The sequence below is a fragment of the Pseudomonas sp. AMR01 genome (genome assembly GCF_041946035.1).
In the GTDB taxonomy this organism is placed as follows: Bacteria; Pseudomonadota; Gammaproteobacteria; order Pseudomonadales; family Pseudomonadaceae; genus Aquipseudomonas; species Aquipseudomonas antarctica_B.
Genome location: NZ_JAUTYR010000009.1, coordinates 26,311 through 46,024, shown reverse-complemented (window position 1 = coordinate 46,024; position 19,714 = coordinate 26,311). Strand labels below are relative to the sequence as shown.

Annotated in this window: 22 protein-coding genes, 1 tRNA gene and 1 pseudogene; 16 read left to right on the top strand and 8 right to left on the bottom strand. The window is 57.5% G+C overall.

Features of this window, described 5'->3' with window-relative positions:
- Window positions 1-118 precede the first annotated feature (118 nt).
- The 6 genes from Q7C20_RS10850 (at window position 119) to Q7C20_RS10825 (ending at window position 4,684) form a co-directional block, all read left to right on the top strand.
- Window positions 119-868 (top strand): carbon-nitrogen hydrolase family protein, encoded by a 750-nt coding sequence (locus Q7C20_RS10850; protein ID WP_375067238.1) that lies wholly within the window; start codon window positions 119-121, stop codon window positions 866-868.
- A gap of 1 nt (window position 869) precedes the next feature.
- A complete protein-coding gene (locus tag Q7C20_RS10845) occupies window positions 870-1,301 on the top strand; it encodes a GNAT family N-acetyltransferase (RefSeq protein ID WP_375067236.1) in 432 nt (143 codons plus the stop codon).
- 184 nt (window positions 1,302-1,485) lie between these two features.
- Window positions 1,486-2,127 carry a UvrY/SirA/GacA family response regulator transcription factor gene (uvrY, locus tag Q7C20_RS10840; RefSeq protein ID WP_017530522.1) on the top strand — a complete coding sequence of 214 codons (642 nt, stop codon included), beginning with the start codon at window positions 1,486-1,488 and terminating at the stop codon, window positions 2,125-2,127.
- A 1-nt stretch (window position 2,128) separates the two neighbouring features.
- On the top strand, window positions 2,129-3,952 hold the full coding sequence (uvrC, locus tag Q7C20_RS10835) for an excinuclease ABC subunit UvrC (protein WP_348055333.1): 1,824 nt from the start codon (window positions 2,129-2,131) through the stop codon (window positions 3,950-3,952).
- Between the two features lie 32 nt (window positions 3,953-3,984).
- A complete protein-coding gene (gene pgsA / locus Q7C20_RS10830) occupies window positions 3,985-4,545 on the top strand; it encodes a CDP-diacylglycerol--glycerol-3-phosphate 3-phosphatidyltransferase (protein ID WP_003232771.1) in 561 nt (186 codons plus the stop codon).
- 63 nt (window positions 4,546-4,608) lie between these two features.
- Window positions 4,609-4,684, top strand: a tRNA-Gly gene (locus Q7C20_RS10825).
- A 135-nt stretch (window positions 4,685-4,819) separates the two neighbouring features.
- Here the strand turns inward: Q7C20_RS10825 and Q7C20_RS10820 are convergent.
- Window positions 4,820-5,218: pseudogene (locus Q7C20_RS10820) on the bottom strand (substrate binding domain-containing protein); the annotation flags it as partial.
- 213 nt (window positions 5,219-5,431) lie between these two features.
- Between Q7C20_RS10820 and Q7C20_RS10815 the strand changes: the two are divergent.
- The 3 genes from Q7C20_RS10815 (at window position 5,432) to ggt (ending at window position 9,146) form a co-directional block, all read left to right on the top strand.
- Complete coding sequence (locus Q7C20_RS10815; RefSeq protein ID WP_375067233.1) at window positions 5,432-5,857, top strand: VOC family protein; 426 nt, start codon at window positions 5,432-5,434, stop codon at window positions 5,855-5,857.
- Window positions 5,858-5,969: 112 nt separating this feature from the next.
- Window positions 5,970-7,229: a cation:dicarboxylate symporter family transporter gene (locus tag Q7C20_RS10810; RefSeq protein WP_375067232.1), complete on the top strand. Its 1,260-nt coding sequence runs from the start codon at window positions 5,970-5,972 to the stop codon at window positions 7,227-7,229.
- A gap of 237 nt (window positions 7,230-7,466) precedes the next feature.
- Window positions 7,467-9,146: a gamma-glutamyltransferase gene (gene ggt, locus Q7C20_RS10805; RefSeq protein ID WP_375067411.1), complete on the top strand. Its 1,680-nt coding sequence runs from the start codon at window positions 7,467-7,469 to the stop codon at window positions 9,144-9,146.
- Window positions 9,147-9,184: 38 nt separating this feature from the next.
- On the opposite strand, the gene Q7C20_RS10800 is transcribed toward ggt, so the two are convergent.
- Window positions 9,185-9,574 (bottom strand): helix-turn-helix domain-containing protein, encoded by a 390-nt coding sequence (locus Q7C20_RS10800; protein ID WP_348055328.1) that lies wholly within the window; start codon window positions 9,572-9,574, stop codon window positions 9,185-9,187.
- 113 nt (window positions 9,575-9,687) lie between these two features.
- Here Q7C20_RS10800 and namA point away from each other — a divergent pair, with 113 nt between their 5' ends.
- The 4 genes from namA to Q7C20_RS10780 all read left to right on the top strand — a co-directional run bounded on the left by namA (window position 9,688) and on the right by Q7C20_RS10780 (window position 12,817).
- Window positions 9,688-10,728 carry an NADPH dehydrogenase NamA gene (gene namA / locus Q7C20_RS10795; protein WP_348055326.1) on the top strand — a complete coding sequence of 347 codons (1,041 nt, stop codon included), beginning with the start codon at window positions 9,688-9,690 and terminating at the stop codon, window positions 10,726-10,728.
- A gap of 57 nt (window positions 10,729-10,785) precedes the next feature.
- Entirely contained in the window at window positions 10,786-11,169 is a 384-nt protein-coding gene (locus tag Q7C20_RS10790) for a nuclear transport factor 2 family protein (protein WP_375067231.1), read from the top strand.
- 51 nt (window positions 11,170-11,220) lie between these two features.
- On the top strand, window positions 11,221-12,240 hold the full coding sequence (locus Q7C20_RS10785; protein ID WP_375067230.1) for an alpha/beta hydrolase: 1,020 nt from the start codon (window positions 11,221-11,223) through the stop codon (window positions 12,238-12,240).
- Window positions 12,241-12,379: 139 nt separating this feature from the next.
- Complete coding sequence (locus tag Q7C20_RS10780; RefSeq protein WP_375067409.1) at window positions 12,380-12,817, top strand: nuclear transport factor 2 family protein; 438 nt, start codon at window positions 12,380-12,382, stop codon at window positions 12,815-12,817.
- 42 nt (window positions 12,818-12,859) lie between these two features.
- Here Q7C20_RS10780 and Q7C20_RS10775 read toward each other — a convergent pair whose 3' ends face one another.
- From Q7C20_RS10775 to Q7C20_RS10765, 3 genes are all read right to left on the bottom strand, one after another.
- Window positions 12,860-13,735 carry a LysR family transcriptional regulator gene (locus Q7C20_RS10775; protein WP_375067229.1) on the bottom strand — a complete coding sequence of 292 codons (876 nt, stop codon included), beginning with the start codon at window positions 13,733-13,735 and terminating at the stop codon, window positions 12,860-12,862.
- Window positions 13,736-13,812: 77 nt separating this feature from the next.
- Window positions 13,813-14,463 carry an NAD(P)-binding oxidoreductase gene (locus Q7C20_RS10770; RefSeq protein WP_375067228.1) on the bottom strand — a complete coding sequence of 217 codons (651 nt, stop codon included), beginning with the start codon at window positions 14,461-14,463 and terminating at the stop codon, window positions 13,813-13,815.
- A 250-nt stretch (window positions 14,464-14,713) separates the two neighbouring features.
- On the bottom strand, window positions 14,714-15,352 hold the full coding sequence (locus tag Q7C20_RS10765) for a TetR/AcrR family transcriptional regulator (protein WP_375067227.1): 639 nt from the start codon (window positions 15,350-15,352) through the stop codon (window positions 14,714-14,716).
- A gap of 195 nt (window positions 15,353-15,547) precedes the next feature.
- Here Q7C20_RS10765 and Q7C20_RS10760 point away from each other — a divergent pair, with 195 nt between their 5' ends.
- From Q7C20_RS10760 to Q7C20_RS10750, 3 genes are all read left to right on the top strand, one after another.
- Window positions 15,548-16,129, top strand: a complete 582-nt coding sequence (locus Q7C20_RS10760) for a TetR/AcrR family transcriptional regulator (RefSeq protein WP_348055314.1) — start codon at window positions 15,548-15,550, stop codon at window positions 16,127-16,129.
- Window positions 16,130-16,181: 52 nt separating this feature from the next.
- On the top strand, window positions 16,182-17,285 hold the full coding sequence (locus Q7C20_RS10755; RefSeq protein WP_375067226.1) for an alkene reductase: 1,104 nt from the start codon (window positions 16,182-16,184) through the stop codon (window positions 17,283-17,285).
- A 71-nt stretch (window positions 17,286-17,356) separates the two neighbouring features.
- Window positions 17,357-18,100, top strand: coding sequence for an SDR family oxidoreductase (locus tag Q7C20_RS10750; RefSeq protein WP_348055310.1), 744 nt, complete (start codon window positions 17,357-17,359; stop codon window positions 18,098-18,100).
- A gap of 106 nt (window positions 18,101-18,206) precedes the next feature.
- Here the strand turns inward: Q7C20_RS10750 and Q7C20_RS10745 are convergent, their stop codons facing one another.
- From Q7C20_RS10745 to Q7C20_RS10735, 3 genes are read right to left on the bottom strand one after another with little or no spacing between them, the layout of a single operon-like run.
- Window positions 18,207-18,656, bottom strand: a complete 450-nt coding sequence (locus tag Q7C20_RS10745) for an SRPBCC family protein (protein WP_375067225.1) — start codon at window positions 18,654-18,656, stop codon at window positions 18,207-18,209.
- 44 nt (window positions 18,657-18,700) lie between these two features.
- The gene (locus Q7C20_RS10740; protein ID WP_375067224.1) at window positions 18,701-19,087 is read right to left on the bottom strand and encodes a nuclear transport factor 2 family protein; all 387 of its coding nucleotides are present in this window, start codon (window positions 19,085-19,087) and stop codon (window positions 18,701-18,703) included.
- A 46-nt stretch (window positions 19,088-19,133) separates the two neighbouring features.
- Window positions 19,134-19,517, bottom strand: coding sequence for a nuclear transport factor 2 family protein (locus Q7C20_RS10735; protein ID WP_348055304.1), 384 nt, complete (start codon window positions 19,515-19,517; stop codon window positions 19,134-19,136).
- Window positions 19,518-19,714: the final 197 nt, after the last annotated feature.

Genomic DNA, 19,714 nt, shown 5'->3' with positions numbered 1-19,714 from the left:
AGCTTACTAGAGGCATGCAGCAGGATTCAATCAGTAATTTCTATGGCTTGGGGCTACTCATGTCTATTGGCCGAGATATGCTGGTAACACACTGACAATGAATTGCCTGGACGCGACAATGACTGCCTTGACCCTTGCAGCTGCTCAATCCATTTCCATCGCCGGCGACGTGCCGGTCAACATTGAACGGCATCTGAAGTTTATGCAGGCGGCGGCTGAGCATGGCGTGCAACTGCTGGTGTTTCCGGAATTGTCGTTGACCGGCTATGAGCCTTCGTTGGCGGCAAGCCTGGCAATTGCGCCGCAAGACTCGGTGCTGGCGCCGCTGCGTGAAATGGCCCGGGCGTTGCACTTGACGGCGGTGGTAGGGATGCCGATTCGGCTGACGCCAGACTCAGGTGTATTGATTGGCGCGCAGGTGCTGGGGGCGGATGGCTCGCTGGCGGTTTACACCAAGACACATCTTCACCCTGGCGAGGAGGTGGCCTTTATTGCAGGGCAGGGCGGTGCGCTACTTGAATCGGGCGAAGACCGTATTGCTCTGGCAGTGTGCGCTGACTTTTCCCACGCCAGCCATCCACGTCAGGCGGCCGAGGCGGGCGCGACTGTGTACGCCGCCGGGGTGCTGATCAGTGAAGGCGGCTACGCGACGGACAGCGCTTTGCTCCAGGGTTATGCGGCCGAACATGGCCTGCTGGTGCTGATGGCCAACCATGGAGGCCCGTCCGGTGGGTGGGCCTGTGCGGGCCGAAGTGCTATTTGGGCGACCGATGGCTCTTTGGTGGCCGCCGCGCCAGGCATTGGCGAAGCACTGGTGATCGCCCGTCGCGAGGGCGATCAATGGGCTGGCCAAAGGGTAGCCCTCTAAGATGGCCTTTCACCTGCGCGCGGCGACGGAACGGGACCGGCTGTTCGCGCGAACGCTCACCCATGAGGCGATGGTCGTGTATTACCGGCAATACGGCCTTGTATGGTCCGACAATGGTTTTGACGCAGCCTGGGCTGGGCGCGAAAACCTGTTGATTTGCAATGATGACGCGGTCATGGGCTTTATCAGCGTGAGTCGCGACAGCCGGGCTCTTTACATCCGCGAGCTGCACCTGCTTGAAACATGTCGCAAACAAGGCGCGGGAGGCTGGGTGCTCGAACAGATGGCACTGAAGGCCCAGGCGCAGGGCCTTTTACGCTTGACGGTGTTCAAGACCAACCCGGCGAGACGGCTGTATGAGCGTCACGGTTTGAGCATCGTTGGAGAAGAGGATTGCTTCTGGCGCATGGAGCGGGATTGTCGGGCGGGCTAAAGGCTAAAGTCCGGCGGAGCCTCGCAAAGCTGACCTTTTGCTCAGCATAAACGGCGGTTTTCCTGCCTGCGCAGGCTTGTAGTACGCGCAATCTCACTATATATGACGCTTGCAGCTAGGTCTGTGGCGTGGTTTTTTGCTAAGGTGTTCAGCAACCTATAAGACCATATCGCGAGGTGTCTGCTTGATTAGGGTGCTAGTAGTCGATGATCATGATCTCGTTCGTACAGGCATTACACGAATGCTGGCTGACATCGATGGCCTGCAAGTAGTCGGCCAGGCTGAATCAGGGGAGGAATCCCTGATAAAGGCACGGGAATTGAAACCCGATGTGGTGCTGATGGACGTCAAGATGCCCGGGATCGGCGGTCTTGGTGCCACTACCAAATTGTTGCGCAGCCATCCGGACATCAAAGTCGTGGTGGTCACTGTGTGCGAGGAAGATCCATTTCCTACGCGCCTGCTCCAAGCGGGTGCCGCTGGTTACCTGACCAAGGGCGCAGGCCTAGCCGAGATGGTGCAAGCCATTCGCCTGGTGTTTGCCGGCCAGCGTTACATCAGCCCGCAGATTGCCCAGCAGTTGGCGATCAAATCGTTCCAGCCCACCAGCGATTCGCCGTTCGACGCGCTGTCGGAGCGGGAAATCCAGATCGCCCTGATGATTGTCGGCTGCCAGAAGGTTCAGTCGATTTCCGACAAGTTGTGCCTGTCGCCCAAGACCGTTAACACCTACCGTTATCGCATTTTCGAGAAGCTCGCCATCAGCAGTGATGTTGAATTGACCCTGCTCGCAGTGCGTCACGGCATGGTGGACGCCAGCGCCTGACATGACCACACCGTTTGATGCTAGTGCCTTCCTCTCCACCTGCAGTGGCCGCCCCGGCGTGTACCGCATGTTCGACAGCGAGGCGCGCCTGCTGTATGTCGGCAAAGCCAAGAACCTGAAGAACCGCCTGGCGAGTTACTTCCGCAAGACCGGGCTGGCGCCTAAAACCGCCGCCCTGGTCGCGCGTATCGCTCAGGTCGAAACCACCATCACCGCCAATGAAACCGAGGCGCTGCTGCTTGAGCAAACGCTGATCAAGGAATGGCGGCCGCCCTACAACATTCTGCTGCGTGACGATAAATCCTATCCCTACGTATATTTATCCGACAGCACCTTCCCGCGACTGAGCATTCACCGTGGCGCGAAGAAAGCCAAGGGCAAGTACTTCGGGCCTTATCCCAGCGCCGGTGCGATCCGCGAAAGCCTGAGCCTGCTGCAAAAGACCTTTTTTGTGCGCCAGTGCGAAGACAGCTTTTACAAGAACCGCACGCGGCCGTGCCTGCAATACCAGATCAAACGCTGTAAGGCACCCTGTGTTGGCCTGGTTGAACCGGCAGAGTACGCCGAGGATGTACGCCATTCGGTGATGTTCCTCGAAGGACGCAGCAATGCGCTGACCGATGAGCTTTCCGGCGCCATGGAGCAAGCCGCCAGCACTCTGGATTTTGAACGAGCCGCCGAGTTGCGCGACCAGATTTCCCTGCTGCGCCGCGTTCAGGACCAGCAGAGCATGGAAGGCGGTACCGGCGACGTCGATGTAATCGCCGCTTTCGTCAACCCGGGCGGCGCCTGTGTGCACTTGATCAGTGTGCGTGGCGGGCGGGTACTGGGCAGCAAGAATTTCTTCCCGCAGACGGGTATCGACGAGGAGGTGGCCGAAGTCATGGCCGCGTTCCTTGGCCAGTACTATGTCAGCAGCCCCGAACGCGACCTGCCATCGGAGCTGATCGTCAACGTGGTGCACGAGGACTTCCCGACGCTGATCGAAGCGATCCACGAACTGCGCGGCCGCGAGCTGGACATCAGCCACCGCGTGCGTGGCACCCGCGCCCGCTGGCAGCAACTGGCGGTGACCAACGCCGAGCAGGCCTTGAGTGCGCGCCTGGCCAACAGGCAGCACGTTGCGGCACGCTTCGAAGCGCTGGCTGAAGTTCTGAACCTGGACGAGCCGCCACAGCGCCTTGAGTGCTACGACATCAGCCACTCCAGCGGCGAGGCCACGGTGGCGTCCTGCGTGGTGTTCGGGCCGGAAGGGCCGATCAAGTCCGATTACCGGCGCTACAACATCGAAGGCGTGACCGCAGGTGACGACTACGCCGCCATGCACCAGGCGCTGACGCGGCGCTTCAGCAGGTTGAAGGAAGGCGAGGGCAAGTTGCCCGATATTCTCTTGGTGGACGGCGGCAAGGGCCAGCTATCCATGGCCCGTGACGTGCTTAACGAACTGGCCGTGCCTGACCTGATCCTGCTCGGTGTAGCCAAGGGCGCCACGCGTAAAGCCGGTTTCGAGACGTTGTACTTGAATGATGCCGCCCATGAGTTCACTTTGAAGGGCGACTCACCAGCGCTTCATTTGATTCAACAGATCCGCGACGAAGCTCACCGTTTTGCAATCACCGGCCACCGCGCCCGTCGCGGCAAAACCCGGCGAACCTCAACCCTGGAAGGGGTAGCAGGCGTAGGGCCGACCCGACGTCGTGACTTGCTTAAACATTTTGGTGGCTTGCAGGAGCTGTCCCGTGCCAGCATTGACGAAATAGCCAAATCCCCCGGTATCAGTAAAAAGCTCGCAGAGTTGATTTATGCCAGTCTGCACAGCGAGTAGAATGCCTTCTCACCTCGTAGCCAGTTGTGCCGATGAATATCCCTAATCTGATCACCGTTCTACGCGTCCTGCTCATTCCGATTTTCATTTTGTTGTTCTATTTGCCCTACGAATGGAGCTACGCGGCCTCAAGTTCGGTGTTCGCCTTTGCGGCCGCAACCGACTGGCTCGACGGCTACCTGGCGCGCCGCCTGGAGCAAAGCACGCCGTTTGGCGCGTTCCTCGACCCTGTGGCCGACAAACTCATGGTGGCCGTGGCGTTGGTCCTGTTGGTGCAAGAGCACGGCAACCTGTGGCTGACGCTGCCGGCAGCGGTGATCATTGGCCGTGAGATCGTGGTTTCGGCCCTGCGCGAGTGGATGGCCGAAATCGGCGCCCGAGCCCACGTGGCCGTGTCGAACATGGGCAAATGGAAAACCGCCGCGCAAATGCTCGCGCTGGTCATCCTGCTGGCTAACCCGTCGGACTTCTCCTTTTGGGTGCTGACCGGTTACGCCTTGCTCCTGATCGCCGCTGGCCTGACCTTGTGGTCCATGCTCCAGTATCTGCGAGCCGCCTGGCCGCATCTGCGCACCACCGTTGAAAAGAAATAAAACTTTTTTGAATCAAGGGGTTGACGGGTTCTGATAATTCTATAGAATGCGCATCACCAAGACGCGGGAATAGCTCAGTTGGTAGAGCACGACCTTGCCAAGGTCGGGGTCGCGAGTTCGAGTCTCGTTTCCCGCTCCAAATATCGATCCACAGAAGTCCACAGGGCTCTGGGGTCACCAAAAAAGACGCTTAGGCGTCTTTTTTCGTTTCTGCGAAAAACTTCTGAAGGCCTGGCGAATTCAGTACGAACCCGTACGGTGTCAGCGTGTCCGGTCAGCCGGTAGCTCTTTGCTCAGGTGCGAGTGCCTGCTGAAGAAAGTGCACGAACGCGGTCACTGCTGTTGCTGGCAGCGTAAAGCCGATGAAGTTATGGGCCCGGAGCTGTTCTGGCGAAGTCGGCGTACCGTTATGTTCCAGGTAAGCAGTCGCGGCATACACGCGGCGCTCGGTGATACCCGGCGGGATCGCCACCAACCCCTCATTCTTGACCCGGCCGATACGTATGGCCACGTCGATATCCTCTTTGACCACGTCCTCCATTTGATCGCTTAGCCTGACGTCGATCTGCACATTGGGGTGGCGCTGCAGAAAAACACCGAGCAACGGCGCAATGCGCAGGCGCCCATAGCTGACCGGCGCGGTTATTCGCAAGCGTCCGGCGACTTGTTCCTGCCGTGGCGATGCTCAGTGTTCTGCCCATTCAGGCGGTTTGGGAGCCGTAAAAGAAGGTCTTCGATTAACAAAATAAAATTGTGGTTTGAAAAATTTATATTGATTTTTTTTAGGTTGGCCTCGGCATAGCATAAATCCACCTTCAAAAAATCGCTGGGCAACGAGCGCGCTGTCCGGCACCACAAACCAATAAAAATTGTTATCGGAGTCCTGATGAGCCTTTCTCCTTTCCACCTCGCCATCCCTGTGTATGACCTGGCCGCCACACGCACCTTTTACGGTGAAGTGTTTGGCCTTGCCGAGGGCCGATCCAGCGCCCAGTGGGTGGATTTCGACTTCTACGGCCACCAGTTGGTCATCCATGAACACCCCAAGACGGCGTCTCAGGAAAGCGTCCACAGCAACCCGGTGGACGGCCACGACGTGCCGGTTCCGCACTTTGGCATCATCCTGGAATGGGCTCAGTGGGAAGCACTGGCCGAGCGTCTCAAGTCCTTCGGCACACAGTTTGTGATCGAGCCCTACATTCGCTTCAAGGGCCAGGTTGGCGAGCAGGCCACCATGTTCCTGTTTGACCCATGCGGCAATGCGCTGGAGTTCAAAGCGTTCAAGGATATGAGTCAGCTCTTCGCCAAATAATAAAAACTGGCGCGCGTTCAAACGCGCGCTCAAGACACTTAAATGAGCTGGAAGCTCATGAATCTAGCTACTGCCCTCAAGCAGTCCTTTCATTCCAACAAAAAGGCTAGACATGAAACGTATTCCTTTAGTTTGGCAAATAGTTGCCGGGCTGTTGCTTGGCGTGCTCGTGGGTTGGTATTTCAATACCCATCCGGAAAATCAAGTGTGGGTCAGTACCGAAATACTTAAACCGCTCGGTGATATTTTCATCAAGATGATGAAGATGGTCGTCGTACCGATTGTGTTCTGCTGCATGATCCTCGGCATTGCCGGGGGCGGCGATAACAAATCGTTTGGCCGCATGGGCGCAAAGTCGTTGATCTACTTCTTTGCCATCACCAGCCTCGCCATTGTCCTCGGCCTGTGCTTTGCCAACCTGTTCGAACCGGGCAAAGGCACCGAAATCGCTGGCATCGCCCATAACGCTGCAGCCGTGCATATGGAGCCGTCGAAAGGCGCGCTGATCATCCTGCAAAATATCGTGCCCGATAACGTGATTGTCGCGATGTCGGAAGCGAAGTTGCTGTCGGTGCTGTTCTTCGCCGTGCTGCTGGGTATGGCGTTGAATACCTTGCCTAAAGAGAAGAGCGCACCGGTTGTTGCGGTGGTGCAGGGCTTTTCCGACGCCATGTTCAAGGTGGTGTCGTTTGTCATGGCATACGCGCCAATTGGTGTGTTCGGCATGATCGGCGCCACCGTCGCAACCTTCGGCTTCGCCTCATTGCTACCGTTGCTCAAGTTGATCGGCGTGGTGTACCTGGCGTTGATTACCTTTGCTTTGGTGATTCTGGGCGGCATGTGCTACTTGATCGGCGAAAACGTCTTCAAGTTGATCAAATACTTTCGTGACGAGCTGATTCTGGCCTTTTCCAGTGCAGCCTCGGCGGCTGTCATGCCGCAGTTGATGACCAAGCTGGAAGCCTACGGTGTGCCTCGGCGTATCGTCAGCTTTGTGGTGCCGGTGGGGTATGCGTTTAATCTGGACGGCGCTTCGATCTTCCTCGGTGTGGCGACGATTTTTATCGCCCAGCTCTATGGTATCGACCTGTCATTGACCCAGCAGATATTGCTGGTGGTCACGATGGTGCTGACGTCGAAGGGCGCCGCGGGTGTACCCGGTTTTGCCATCATCATTCTGTCGGCCACCCTGGCGTCTGCCGGGCTGCCGCTGGAAGGGGTCGCGTTGATTGCCGGGATCTTCCGGATCATCGACAGCGGTACCACTACCTTGAATGTGCTGGGGAATGCAATTGCGCCCCTGGTCATTGCCAAGTGGGAGAAAACGCCCCTGGAGCGCAAGGGGTCTTCCGGGATCGAGCAGAACGCCTAATCAGTGACACACAAGAGCCTTCCACGTTAACCGCGTCGAGGGCTCTTTTTTTGGCTGTTAAACCTATAAGAAGTTGTTGCGTGTTGATTGTTTTCAGGCGCCTCGGGGCTTGGTTCAGATAACGAATCGCGCCCAGTTAGTTGCCACTTTGCTGCCATTATTTATAAAAAAAACAGGTGGTTTATGTGCAAGAGAAAATCCGTGTTTTATCGTACGCGTCGCTGCATCGTACTTGGAATGGCGTTGCTATCGATGGGTATTTATGGACTGGCGGCCGCCAGCCCGCGCACGGCATTGACGCATTCTGCGGTGGCTGTACCTGACCAATTCGCGGCTGACACCGCCAACGCGATCTTCGCCAAAGGCGGGAATTCCGTAGATGCGGCCGTCGCCGTTGCATTTTCCCTGGCTGTGACCTACCCCGAAGCCGGAAATATTGGCGGCGGCGGTTTCATGACGATCTATGACAAGGGCAAACCGTATTTTCTCGATTACCGTGAGCGCGCGCCGCTGAAAGCGACGCGAGACATGTTTGTCGACAGTTCGGGTAAAAAAGTAATTGCTGCCGATCAGCTCCAGGGCAGTGTGATCGGCCACCGGTCGGTGGGCGTACCGGGCACGGTCGCCGGCATGTGGGAAGCGCACAAACGCTTCGGCAAGCTCAAATGGGCGCAGCTGATCGAGCCGGCCATTCACTATGCGCACCATGGCTTCGTGGTCGATGAAGCACTGGCCAGTATTGCCACGAGCGAAAACCAAAAACGCTTCGCCGGTAAAACTAACTTCGCTGGGCATTTCGGCACGCTGCGGGCCGGGGCTACCTTCAAGCAGCCGGAACTTGAGGCGGTACTCAAGCGCATCGCCGCGCAGGGACCGAAGGGGTTTTACGCCGGTAAAACCGCTGCGCTGCTCGTAGCCGATATGACTGCCAATGGCGGCCTGATCGGCGCGCAAGATCTGGCCGGCTACAAAGCCGTTTGGCGTGCGCCGATACAAGCCAACTGGAATGGCTTTCAAATCGTCACCGCTCCACCGCCGAGCTCCGGCGGGGTTGCGCTGGTACAACTGTTGAAGATGAAAGAGATGCGCCGAGAAGACTTCCAGGGCGTGCCGCTCAACTCCGCGCGTTATATGCATCTGGTGGCGGAGATCGAAAAGCGGGTGTTTGCCGATCGGGCGCAGTACCTGGGTGATCCGGATTTTTACACGGTGCCGGTGCATGAATTGATCGACGAACACTACCTGGCGGCCCGTGCGTCGCAGGTCAGTCTGTCAGGTCCTTCGGACACCAGTAAGGTCGTCGCGGGCCTGAATATCGAGTCGCCGGAAAAACCTCAGACCACTCACTTTTCAATCGTCGACAAATGGGGCAATGCCGTTTCCAACACCTACACGCTCAATGGCTTTTTCGGTTCCGGCGTAGTCGCGGAAAAAACCGGTATTTTGCTCAATGACGAGATGGATGACTTCTCGGCACTGGCAGGGGTGCCCAATCAGATGGGCGTCGTGGGTACCGACACCAATGCCATCGAGCCCGGAAAGCGGCCGCTGTCTTCGATGACACCGACGATTTTCCTGAAGGACGGCAAAGTGGCCCTGGTTATCGGAACCCCCGGTGGCTCGCGGATTTTTACCTCCATCTTTCAGGTTGTCAGTAACCTGTATGACTTCCACCTTGGGCTGAAAGATTCGGTGAGTGCGATGCGTTTTCACCATCAGTTGCTGCCTGCCAACACGATCTTCTGGGAGCCGTATGCGCCGATTTCAGGGCAATTGGCCGCAGACCTCGACGTCGCCGGCTATTACCTGGCTAACCAGGGCTTCAATGGTGATATCCAGGCAATCAGGGTTGAGCATGGCGTGCCCGAGCCCGTTTCAGACCCCAGGGGCAGGGGGGTGACGTCCATCGCCAAGTAGTGGGTCAGTGCGCTCGCCTGGCTCACAGGAATCTGCGGCTAGGTGAGCGATTCAAGTGCAGTCGTATCGATCTCGGCACGCCTGAATGCAAGGATTGCACTCTCATGCACCGCGCCCCACTCGCGCATCGCACTGATCAAAGGCGCAAGCGTGTTACCTAACTCTGTGAGCGAATACTCAACCTTGGGCGGGACCTCACGATAGATTTCGCGATGGATAACTCGATCAGTCTCCAGCTCTCTGAGTTGCAAGGTGAGCATGCGCTGCGTCACATCCGGGATTAGCCGGCGCAACTCGTTGAAGCGTCTTGTTCCGGACATCAGGTGGAACAGGATGAGCGATTTCCATTTCCCGCCGATAACGTCAACCGTAAACGCGACGGGGCAAGCGAATGCTTCAACTTCATCCTGCGGAAGGCATTTTTTCACAGTGAGTCTCCCAGGTATAAAAAATGTGCCTACAGCACAAAAATGTGCGTACTTACGCATAGGTTGTGCGTACGTTAACATCATTCCGTATCAACCACTACGGAATACGCCAGATGAGCTTGTTGCTTTCGCCCCATGAAATAAAAGGCATGAAATTGAAAAACCGCGTCGTCATGTCGCCCATGTGCATGCACATGGCTGCGGATGACGGGTTTGTTACTGAGTGGCACCGCGTGCATTACGGCGCTCGCGCCCTGGGCCAGGCGGCGCTGATTTTCCCCGAAACGCTGGCAGTTCATGCCGATGGCCGTATTGGCGCCGGTGACCTCGGTATCTGGAGCGACGCACACGTCGTCGGCTTGAAGGCGTTGACAGAACTGCTTCACAGCTTCGGTGCCAAAGCCGGTGCGCAGATCGGCCACGCGGGGCGTAATGCCGACCTGCCGAATCTTGTTCACATCGCGCCATCGGCCATTGCGTTCACGGAAACCAGCCCTGTGCCTCGCGCACTCGCGGCGGATGAAATTCCGGGTTTGGTAAAGCTCTACGGCGATGCTGCACGACGCGCCAGTGAAGCCGGCTTCGATGTGCTTGAGGTCCATGCTGCACATGGTTATCTGCTGAATGAGTTCCTCTCCCCACTGGCCAATACCCGCGATGACGAATATGGCGGTGATGCCAAGCGTCGCTATCGCTTCTTGCGCGAAGTGCTGGAGGAAGTGAAAACCCATTGGGGCGATCGCCCGCTGTTTGTGCGGATCTCAAGCTCTGATTACGCCGAAGGCGGCAACACGCCCGAATCGTTCCTTGAATACGGCCGTTGGATGAAAGAGCAGGGCGTCGATCTGATCGACTGCAGCTCCGGCGGGATCAAGATGGTCAAGGTTCAGACCTATCCAGGTTACCAAGTACCGGCCGCTGAGTTACTGCGTAAAGAGCTGCACATTGCTACGGGCGCCGTGGGTTTGATCCAGAGCGGTCGCCAAGCCGAAGAAGTCTTGCAGAACGGTCGAGCTGATCTGGTGTTTATCGGGCGGCAGATGCTGCGTGACCCATTCTGGGTACGCACCGCCGCAGATGACTTGAAAGAAATCATTGAGATTCCTGCCGCCTACACCCGTTATGGGTCTGTGTGGCTTGATACCAAAGCGTGAATCAGCGCGTTGTTGAACGTGGCCTATCCTCAATCCAATCCAGCAGGAGTTAAAACCATGAACACACCTACTTACGTACACGAATACCAAGCCATCACTGAGGTGCTGAACAAGTACATTGAGGGCTGCAAGCAGGCCAAAAGCAGCCTCATGAAGCCAGCGTTCAACGGGCAAGCAACCATGTTCAGCGTCGATGCCGACGGCAAGTTGGCCGGCGGTGCAATTCCAATCCTGTTCAAGGGCATCGACGAGGGGTTTCGCCCATCTCCTGACGCGCCGGCCGCTATCGTGCGCATTGAGATTGTCGGTACGGCGGCCAGCGCTCGCATCGACGCCAATGACATGTCAGGCATTTCCTTCACCGATTTTTTCCATCTGTTGAAAGTCGACGGCCAGTGGACGGTTGTCAGCAAGATCTTTCACACCCACGTCGCGTCTTGAGCCCGCAGTAGTCGAGGCTTCCCGGCACTCCGGCATAAAAATGGAAACGTCATGAAAACCCTTACCTCTGCTTTCGCTCTTACGGTCGTTACCCTTGCGCCCGGTACTGCCTCCGCCACCGCATACCCGGGCGTTGAGCACAACACGGCGAAACTCTTGCAATCCCTTGAAGGTGGCCAGACGCTGGACTCCATGACGCCGACCGATGCCCGCGCCGCGCTGGCGGCTGCTCAGGCTGCGCCCCAAGTGGCCTTGCCGGCGGCTGATGTGAGTGAGATGACGATACGCATCAACGACAGCGATCTGAAGCTGACCATCGTGCGCCCGGTCGGTAGCCAGCATAAGAGCCTGCCCGCGTTCATGTATTTTCACGGCGGCGGCTGGGTGTTGGGCGACTTCCCGACCCACGAACGACTGGTACGTGACCTGGTGGCAGGCTCGGGAGCGGTGGCGGTCTTCGTTCACTACAGTCTCTCGCCCGAGGCGGGATACGGCGTCGCCACCGAGCAAGCCTATGCCGCGACAAAATGGGTGGCCGAACATGGCGAACAGATCCAGGTAGACGGCACGCGCCTCGCCGTAGCCGGCAACAGCGCAGGTGGGAATATTGCCGCCGTGGTTGCCTTGATGGCCAACGAGAAGGGTGGACCGGCACTGCGCTCGCAAGTGTTGCTGTGCCCAGTGACAGATGCCAACTTCGATACGCCGTCGTACAAAGAGTTTGCCAACGGTTATTTCCTGACAAAGGCCATGATGGTGTGGTTTTGGGACAACTACACGGCGGACGGCCAGGCGCGCAAACAGATTTACGCATCCCCACTGCAGGCCACCAACGAGCAGTTGAAGGGCCTTCCACCGACGCTGATCCAAACGGCCGAATTCGATGTCCTGCGCGATGAAGCTGAAGCTTACGGCCGCAAGCTCGACGCAGCAGGCGTACCGGTGAAGACGGTTCGTTACAACGGCATGATTCACGATTTTGGGCTGTCGAACGCGTTCAGCCATCTGCCGACGCCTCGCAGCGCGATTGCGCAGGCATCTGGGGAACTCAAGACCAACCTGAGCAAGTAATTTCAAAAAAAGTGCCCGCAGGCTACGGTGAAACTGCGGGCGTTTATCAATAATTGCACTCTCCATAAAGAGCGACTAAATGAAAATAATGTCTTTTAAGCCTGTGTTTTTTGCGGCCTTGATGTCGAGCTTTTGCGCGATGGCCTACGCAGAAACTTCACCGAGCGCCCCACCAGTCATCAGCAGTAAAACCGTCAGCACACCTACGTATGTAGAAGAGTACCAAGCCATCACTGCGGTGCTTAACACCTACATCGAGGGTTGCAAGCAGGCCAAAAGCAGCCTCATGAAGTCTGCATTCAACGAACATGCAACGATGTACAGCGTCGGCGCCGATGGCAAGCTGGCCGGCGGTGCAATTCCAATTCTGTTCGAGGGCATCGACAAGGAGTTTCGCCCCTCTCCTGACGCGAAGGCCGCTATTACGCGCATTGAAATCGTCGGTAACGCCGCCAGTGCTCGCATTGACGCCAACGGCATGTCTGGCATCTCTTTCACCGACTTCTTCCAGTTGCTGAAAGTAGAAGGCAAGTGGACGGTCGTGAGCAAGATTTTCCAGACGCATCCAGCGGCTTAATTGCGGCTCAACCCGTGGTGCATTAGTCGGGGCGCAACGCCTTCAATGCTTCTTCACGGCGTGTTCGATAATCAGCTGAGCCAGTAATTTTACTGGCTCGCTAAGGCTGCGGCGTGCGCGATGAATCAGGCCGATGTCGCGATGGAATGTACGTTGTTTGAGGTCGATCGCACGCACTTCAACAGGCCATCCGTTACGGGTGCCGGTTTCCGGTATCAGGGCCACACCGACGCCGTTTGCGACCAGTTTAATGATCGCGTCCAGCTCATCGAGTTCGCAGACTTCATGCAATGAGAAATGGGTTTGACGCAAGAACCTGTCAACCTGGCGCCCGCCAAAAGATGAACGGTCATAGCGGATAAACGGCTGGCTGGCTACCAGTTCAGCCCAATCGTCTCCCGGCATATCGGCGGGCACGATCAGCCGGTAAGGTTCACGCGCCAAGGTTGTCCAGCGCAGATCACTGTGAAGCGAGAAGGGCGGGCGGATGATCGCAGCCATATCGATCTCGCCTGAATCGACTTGGTTCACCAGCTCCATCGACAGACCGGGCACGACGCGCGTTCTGCATTGCGCAGATTGTTGATGAAATTCAGCCAGAGCGTCTGGCAAGAAGGAGCGCTGAACCGAGGCAATCGCTCCAAGGGTGACCAAAACGTTCGCAGCAAGACCCACCGACGTCGAGCCCAGCTCTTTAAATTGGCGTACCAGTTCCTGACCCTGCACCAACACCTGGTGACCCATTCGATTGAGCTGAGCCGAGCGTCCCTTGCGGTCGAACAGCTCTACCCCGAGCTCCGCTTCGAGGCGTTGCATCTGTGCGCTGACTGCGGCTTGGGTAAGGCCGATCTTGCTACCGGCCGCCGCGAAGGTGCCTTCTCTCGCCACGGCGATGAGTGTTTTCAGTTCTTTGATCATGCGCAAATAATAATTATGTTTCGCCGGGAGATATATTCATATTTTTGTCTCCCGGTTTCGCAGTCACTCTGCGCGAGCTAAAACGGCTGAATAGCCTCATCGACTGGCGTAGTGCCTTGGGTCAGTTCGATGATGACGCGACTCACGCTCGGCGTTTCAATGATTCGCAACAAGGCCGCCGCGACATCCTCGCGCGGCACATCGCCGTAAGGGATGGCCAGGCCGGCGTGGACCTTGCCGGTGCCGGGCGCGTCCAGCAACGTACCGGGGCGCAGAATGACCCAGTCAAGATCGCTCGCAGCGAGGTGTACGTCCGCGTGCTTCTTCACGGCCATGTAGTTTTCGAAGGTCTCGGAAACCGCTTTGCCACGCGATGCTTCTGGAAATGCCGAAACCAGAATGAAGCGCCGAATACCCGCCAAACGAGCCGCGGCCACAGACAACTCCAGGCCGCGACCGTCGATGGCATCCGTCATCTGCGCACCGCCTTTTCCACCAGCACCCGCCGCGAACACGACGGCATCACTGCCTGCCATAAGTGTGGCGAGGGCCTGTTCATCGAGCTCAAGCAAGTTACCGGCAACGGGAGTGGCGCCCAGTGCTTTGAGCCCTTCGGCTTGTTCTGCATGGCGGTACAGCGAGCGTGGCTGATGACCCCGTTCCGCCAGTTGTCGGGCGAGGCTGCGGGCGATTTTTCCCGAGCCACCGACGATAAAAACTGAGTGCATAGATCCTCCCGATCAGGCGATGTTTTAACAGTGGCTCGCTCAAGCGAACCCGCCGTTGTGAATAACGACTGCGTGCTGCGCCACATTCTATATTGGTCACTACAGAAATTGTCAAGCATCCAAAGCGCATGCTTCAGGCGTCTCTTTGCGCATTTTTGCGCGCAGGCGGGAGTTGCCTACGGGCTTGTGTCTGGCCCAGAGCTTCAGGATTGCTGATGTGGATTGAGTCAGTGCGCGACGTCGCCCGCGTCTACTTTGGCTCAGCGAGCGCCGGGGCAAGCATGGCGACAGCGGTGGCGCCAATGCCCTGCAGATCTTCACGGCTGGCAGCGTCATGCGCCTGCAATGACATGCCTTCCAGCAACGTGTTCAAGGCCGCGGCGAGCAGGCGCGTATTGGTGTCGCGGCGCAGTTGCCCATCGGCAACCGCGCGGTCCAGGCGTTGCTGCAGGTAGTCGCGGCCTTCTTGGCGCAGGGCCTTGAGGGTGGCGGTGACTTCTCCTGCATCGTCCGAGACATTGACGGCGGCGAGTACGACCATGCAGCCACAAGGGGCGTTGGGCTCTGTGAGGATTGACGCGGACGTGTGGAAGAAGTCGCTGATGGCGCGCACGATGTCCGTCTCGCTGTCCATGCGTTCCCACGTGGCATCCCAAAACGTCTCTTCGTAGTAGGCAACCGCTTCGAGGAACAATTTGGCTTTGTTGCCGAACGCTGCGTAAAGGCTGGGAGGGCTGATCGCCATTGCTGAACACAACTCCGCCACAGACGCTGGCTCGTAGCCACGCTTCCAAAACACTGCCAGGGCTTGAAGCAGCGCCTGGTCGCGGTTGAACGCGCGCGGGCGTCCTTTGGCGCGTGGAGCAGCGAGCGGGGTAGGGTCAGTCATTGAGTGCATTACCTTAGGGCGTATCGCCAGACGAACATGTCTGGAACAGAGTTGTGCCGATGATACACAAAACCGACTTTCCAGTTGCGCGACGTGAGTCGTGCGGGGATTCAGGGTGTGCCGTTGGTCGTTGAAAGCCAGATCAGCCAGAAAAAGCTAGACGACCGGTCTAGTTTTTATTAGGGTGGTCGCATTATGAAAAAGCGTCATTGCGAAACACGCCAACACATTCTGGACGTCGCCAGGGTGTTGATGACTCACAAAGGCTATACCAGCGTAGGTGTGGCTGAAGTAGTGGCGGCCGCGAGCGTGCCTAAAGGTTCGTTCTACCATTACTTTAAATCCAAGGATGAGTTCGGCCAGGCATTGCTTGAGCAGTATTTTTCCGACTACCTGGCAACGGTCGACACCTTATTGATGGGCGCCGCACCTGCCGCGCAAAGGTTAATGGGTTACTTCCAGTATTGGGCGCATACCCAATGCTCGGATCTACCCACCGACAAATGCCTCGTGGCCAAATTGGGCGCCGAGGTGAGTGACCTCTCGGAGGGCATGCGCCTGGTGCTTGATCGAGGTACGCAGGCCATCTATGCGAAGCTTGAACGCTGCATTGAGCAGGGGCTTGTGGATGGATCCATTACCTCCACGATGCCCTGCGCAGCCCTGGCGCATTCTCTCTACCACGTGTGGCTCGGCGCCTCTTTGATGATGAAAATCGGCAAACGCGACGATGCATTCGAAAACTCCCTCACCCTGGCTAAACGACTTTTGTCGTAGCTATTTTTTTATCCACTCTCTAGACGACTGGTCTATTTAATTGAGGTCCACCATGACAGATAACTCGACTCGTACTGACTTGTTCACCCCCATTAACCTGGGCGCGATGAAACTGGCCAACCGTATTTTGATGGCGCCCGTAACCCGTAGCCGCTACGCCGAAGATGGCATCCCCAACGAGATGCACGCCGAGTATTACGCCCAGCGCGCTACAGCCGGTTTGATCGTTGCCGAAGCCACCAATATTTCCCCGCAGGGTCGCGGTTACGCGGCCACACCCGGCATCTGGAGCGAAGAGCAGGTTGCCGGCTGGAAGAAGGTCACCGATGCGGTGCATGCCGCCGGCGGCAAAATCGTCAGCCAGCTGTGGCATGTGGGACGTTTCTCCAGCGTGGAGCTGCAACCTGAGGGTGCTGCACCTGTCGCGCCTTCTGCCATCCAGGCTGAGGGTGACACCTATACCGTCAATGGCTTCGTACCCGTGTCGATGCCGCGTGCGCTTGAAACCGATGAGATCCCGGGGATTATCGAGCAGTACAAACGTGCCGCCGAGAACGCAAAGCGCGCCGGTTTCGACGGCGTAGAGGTTCACTCCGCCAACAGCTATCTGCTGGACCAGTTCCTGCGAGACTCGACCAACCATCGCACCGACAGCTACGGCGGCTCCATCGAGAACCGTGCGCGGCTGACCCTGGAAGTGACCGAAGCAATCGTCAAGATCTGGGGCAACGACCGTGTTGGCATTCGTCTGTCGCCGGTAACACCCGACGCTGGCAACACGCCGCCTGACAGCAATGTCATGGCGATGTACGGCTACTTGATCCAGCAGTTGAACGCGTTCGACCTGGCATACCTGCACTTCGTCGAAGGCGCTACCGCGACGTCGCGCGAAGTGCCCGAAGGCGTCGACATGGACGCGCTGAGCGCACAGTTCAAAGGCCCCTTCATCGGTAACAACAACTACGACCTGGACATGGCGATTGAGCGCCGTGCCCAGGGCAAGATCGACGCCGTTGCGTTTGGTCGCCTGTACATCTCCAACCCGGATCTGGTAGAGCGCCTGCGTCGAGGCGCCGAGCTGACGATTGCACCACGCGAGTCGTATTACGGCGGCGGCGCCAAGGGCTACACCGACTGGCCTGTCGGCAACTACTGATCCCTTTTGCATCCGCGATAACCCTATCGACTGCCCGTGGAGTCGGGCAGTCCTTCTCTAAAGGAACGCTCATGAACTATCTGCAGAATAAAACCGCGATCATCACTGGTGCATCGTCCGGGCTGGGTGCCGCATCCGCTCGCGCGTTGGCTGAAAAAGGCGTTCGAATTGTCGCCGCAGCCCTCGACCAGCAAGGGCTGGACGCCATCGTCAGCGAACTGAAAACCAAGGGTGGTCAGGCGGTCGGTCGCGTCAGTGACGTGACCAACCCGGATGATATGAAAGCCCTCGCGCAATTTGCCCACGACTCGTTTGGTTCGGTGGATATCCTGATCAACAACGCAGGCCTGATGCTGTTTTCCAACTGGGTCGACCTGGCCACGGATGACTGGGAAAAGATGATCAACGTGAACATCAAAGGCTACCTGCATGGCATCGCCGCCGTGCTGCCGTTCATGCTCAAACAGAAGTCGGGCCAGATCCTCAACATGGATTCGGTGGCCGGTCACCAGGTCGGGCCTGCTGCGGGTATTTACAGCTCAACCAAGTTCTTCGTGCAAGCCATGACCGAGTCGATGCGCAAGGAGCTCGGCGTGCAACACGGTATCCGCGTCAATACGGTCAGCCCGGGTGTGATCAACACCGGTTGGGCCGACAAAGTCACCGACCCCGCCGGCCGTAAAGCGGCTCAGGAACTCAACAAAATCGCGATCTCGCCGGACGATATCGGCCGCGCCGTGGTGTATGCGTTGAATCAGCCTGAAAACGTCACCGTCAACGACCTGATCATTTCGCCAACCCGTCAGGATTGGTAAGCAACCTTTAAGCCCGGGCACTGGCGCAAAGCCGTGTGCCCGGGCGTTCTCTCATCGAAACTAAAAAATAAACCCCGCACCCATTGCTGGGGCGGGGCAGGGCACATCACGCCGAGGCGGTTTGGTTCAGGTGGAGCTGGAGGCTGTCATGCCCGCCGACAATCAGCGACTCGATGGTCGAGGTCCATTGCCCCTCGGGATCAGGCGCGCGGGTGTCGAAGGTTGCCGCCCACATAATCACGGTTTTGTCTTCGCCGGTCAGCGGGATCAGTCGCACCGTCAACACGTAGTTGTCCACGGGCAGCGGCGCCTCAACAAAACGGTAAGAGAATTGCAGGTTGACCGCGTCCACCGACAGCAACTGCTCACGCAGGATCGCACCGTCCTGCAGCGTCAGCCGACGGATGCACCCAACCAGGCCGTCAGGCTGACCGTTTTCGATCACGCTTTGGGTGATTGCCGGGTGCCATTGGCTGATGTCTGCGAAGCGTTTGAGAACTCCCCAAACGCGCTCGGCGCCGCCGTCTAAAACGGCGGTGTATGTAACTGTTGCCATGATTTATTACCTTTTAAACACATCATTGCCGTTCAAGCTGCTTATCAGCCTTCGAACTGGTGATAAACCTTGGCGATGACCTTCCAGGTGCCGTCGATTTTGATCAGCGTCAGGTAATCGTTGTAATCGGCGCCAATCGCATCTTTCTCCATGTCCACGCGAACCACGGCTGTGGTCGGGGTGATCGCCAGCACGTCCAGTCGTGTGCTGATGTCCGGCGCCTTGCCGTTTGTGCGGACGAAGTCGAACAGATTGCTGATCGGCCCGCCCAGCAGTTCGCCGTTGGTGAAACCGTACATCACGGCCTCTTTGTGGAAGGCTTGTTCCAGAATATCCGGGCTGCCAACACGCAGGCCGTCAGCGTACTGCTGGGCCACGGCGATAACGGCGTTGTAATCCTGGGTCGGTACCGCCTTGATGTTTTTGCTCATGATCAAACTCCTGCTCGTTGGAATGACGCTTAATAGAAATGAAGGCTCAAGGCGCTACGTGTGTGTGGTAAATCTTGCTCACCACTGTCCATTTGCCATTCACTTTCAACAGGTTGAAAAAGTCGGTAAAGCAGAAGCCCGAGATGTCGTTGGTATCGATGCGAGCACTGGCAGCCGTGCCTACGATATCAACGTTGACGATGGCGCCTTTGGCTTGCGGCGAAGGACGGAAGGCGCTGTCAATGGTGTCGAACAGTTGCTGGATCGGCCCACCGGCCAACTGGCCGTCGGCGCCTACACCGAAAATGGTGGCTTGCTCATTGAAGGCGGGTTTCATGAGGCTGGCGTTCGCTTGTTTGCCGCCTTCGTTATACAGGTTCAATACGGCGACGATTTCGTTGTAGTCCTGCACGTAGGTTGGGTTGCTCATGGTGTCTCTCCAGTGTTGAAAGGGGCGATGAAGCACAGGGTTGATGCCCGCTGAACCCTATTTAAATAGTGACCACTACATATTAATCTATTTCTATAGTGATCACTACAGTGGGTGACGAGATATGTGCTTTTGAGGGGGAGGTGTGGCGGGGGATCAACACATGGATGGCCGGATCGGCGCGGGTGAAGCCTTTT

What these genes read in the sequence shown, in the direction of transcription:
- Q7C20_RS10850 (WP_375067238.1), top strand. Translation starts at nt 119, where the DNA reads ATGACTGCCTTGACCCTTGCAGCTGCTCAATCCATTTCCATCGCCGGC.
- Q7C20_RS10845 (WP_375067236.1), top strand. Translation starts at nt 870, where the DNA reads ATGGCCTTTCACCTGCGCGCGGCGACGGAACGGGACCGGCTGTTCGCG.
- uvrC (WP_348055333.1), top strand. Translation starts at nt 2,129, where the DNA reads ATGACCACACCGTTTGATGCTAGTGCCTTCCTCTCCACCTGCAGTGGC.
- pgsA (WP_003232771.1), top strand. Translation starts at nt 3,985, where the DNA reads ATGAATATCCCTAATCTGATCACCGTTCTACGCGTCCTGCTCATTCCG.
- Q7C20_RS10815 (WP_375067233.1), top strand. Translation starts at nt 5,432, where the DNA reads ATGAGCCTTTCTCCTTTCCACCTCGCCATCCCTGTGTATGACCTGGCC.
- Q7C20_RS10810 (WP_375067232.1), top strand. Translation starts at nt 5,970, where the DNA reads ATGAAACGTATTCCTTTAGTTTGGCAAATAGTTGCCGGGCTGTTGCTT.
- ggt (WP_375067411.1), top strand. Translation starts at nt 7,467, where the DNA reads ATGGCGTTGCTATCGATGGGTATTTATGGACTGGCGGCCGCCAGCCCG.
- namA (WP_348055326.1), top strand. Translation starts at nt 9,688, where the DNA reads ATGAGCTTGTTGCTTTCGCCCCATGAAATAAAAGGCATGAAATTGAAA.
- Q7C20_RS10790 (WP_375067231.1), top strand. Translation starts at nt 10,786, where the DNA reads ATGAACACACCTACTTACGTACACGAATACCAAGCCATCACTGAGGTG.
- Q7C20_RS10785 (WP_375067230.1), top strand. Translation starts at nt 11,221, where the DNA reads ATGAAAACCCTTACCTCTGCTTTCGCTCTTACGGTCGTTACCCTTGCG.
- Q7C20_RS10780 (WP_375067409.1), top strand. Translation starts at nt 12,380, where the DNA reads ATGGCCTACGCAGAAACTTCACCGAGCGCCCCACCAGTCATCAGCAGT.
- Q7C20_RS10775 (WP_375067229.1), bottom strand. Translation starts at nt 13,735, where the DNA reads ATGATCAAAGAACTGAAAACACTCATCGCCGTGGCGAGAGAAGGCACC.
- Q7C20_RS10770 (WP_375067228.1), bottom strand. Translation starts at nt 14,463, where the DNA reads ATGCACTCAGTTTTTATCGTCGGTGGCTCGGGAAAAATCGCCCGCAGC.
- Q7C20_RS10765 (WP_375067227.1), bottom strand. Translation starts at nt 15,352, where the DNA reads ATGACTGACCCTACCCCGCTCGCTGCTCCACGCGCCAAAGGACGCCCG.
- Q7C20_RS10760 (WP_348055314.1), top strand. Translation starts at nt 15,548, where the DNA reads ATGAAAAAGCGTCATTGCGAAACACGCCAACACATTCTGGACGTCGCC.
- Q7C20_RS10755 (WP_375067226.1), top strand. Translation starts at nt 16,182, where the DNA reads ATGACAGATAACTCGACTCGTACTGACTTGTTCACCCCCATTAACCTG.
- Q7C20_RS10750 (WP_348055310.1), top strand. Translation starts at nt 17,357, where the DNA reads ATGAACTATCTGCAGAATAAAACCGCGATCATCACTGGTGCATCGTCC.
- Q7C20_RS10745 (WP_375067225.1), bottom strand. Translation starts at nt 18,656, where the DNA reads ATGGCAACAGTTACATACACCGCCGTTTTAGACGGCGGCGCCGAGCGC.
- Q7C20_RS10740 (WP_375067224.1), bottom strand. Translation starts at nt 19,087, where the DNA reads ATGAGCAAAAACATCAAGGCGGTACCGACCCAGGATTACAACGCCGTT.
- Q7C20_RS10735 (WP_348055304.1), bottom strand. Translation starts at nt 19,517, where the DNA reads ATGAGCAACCCAACCTACGTGCAGGACTACAACGAAATCGTCGCCGTA.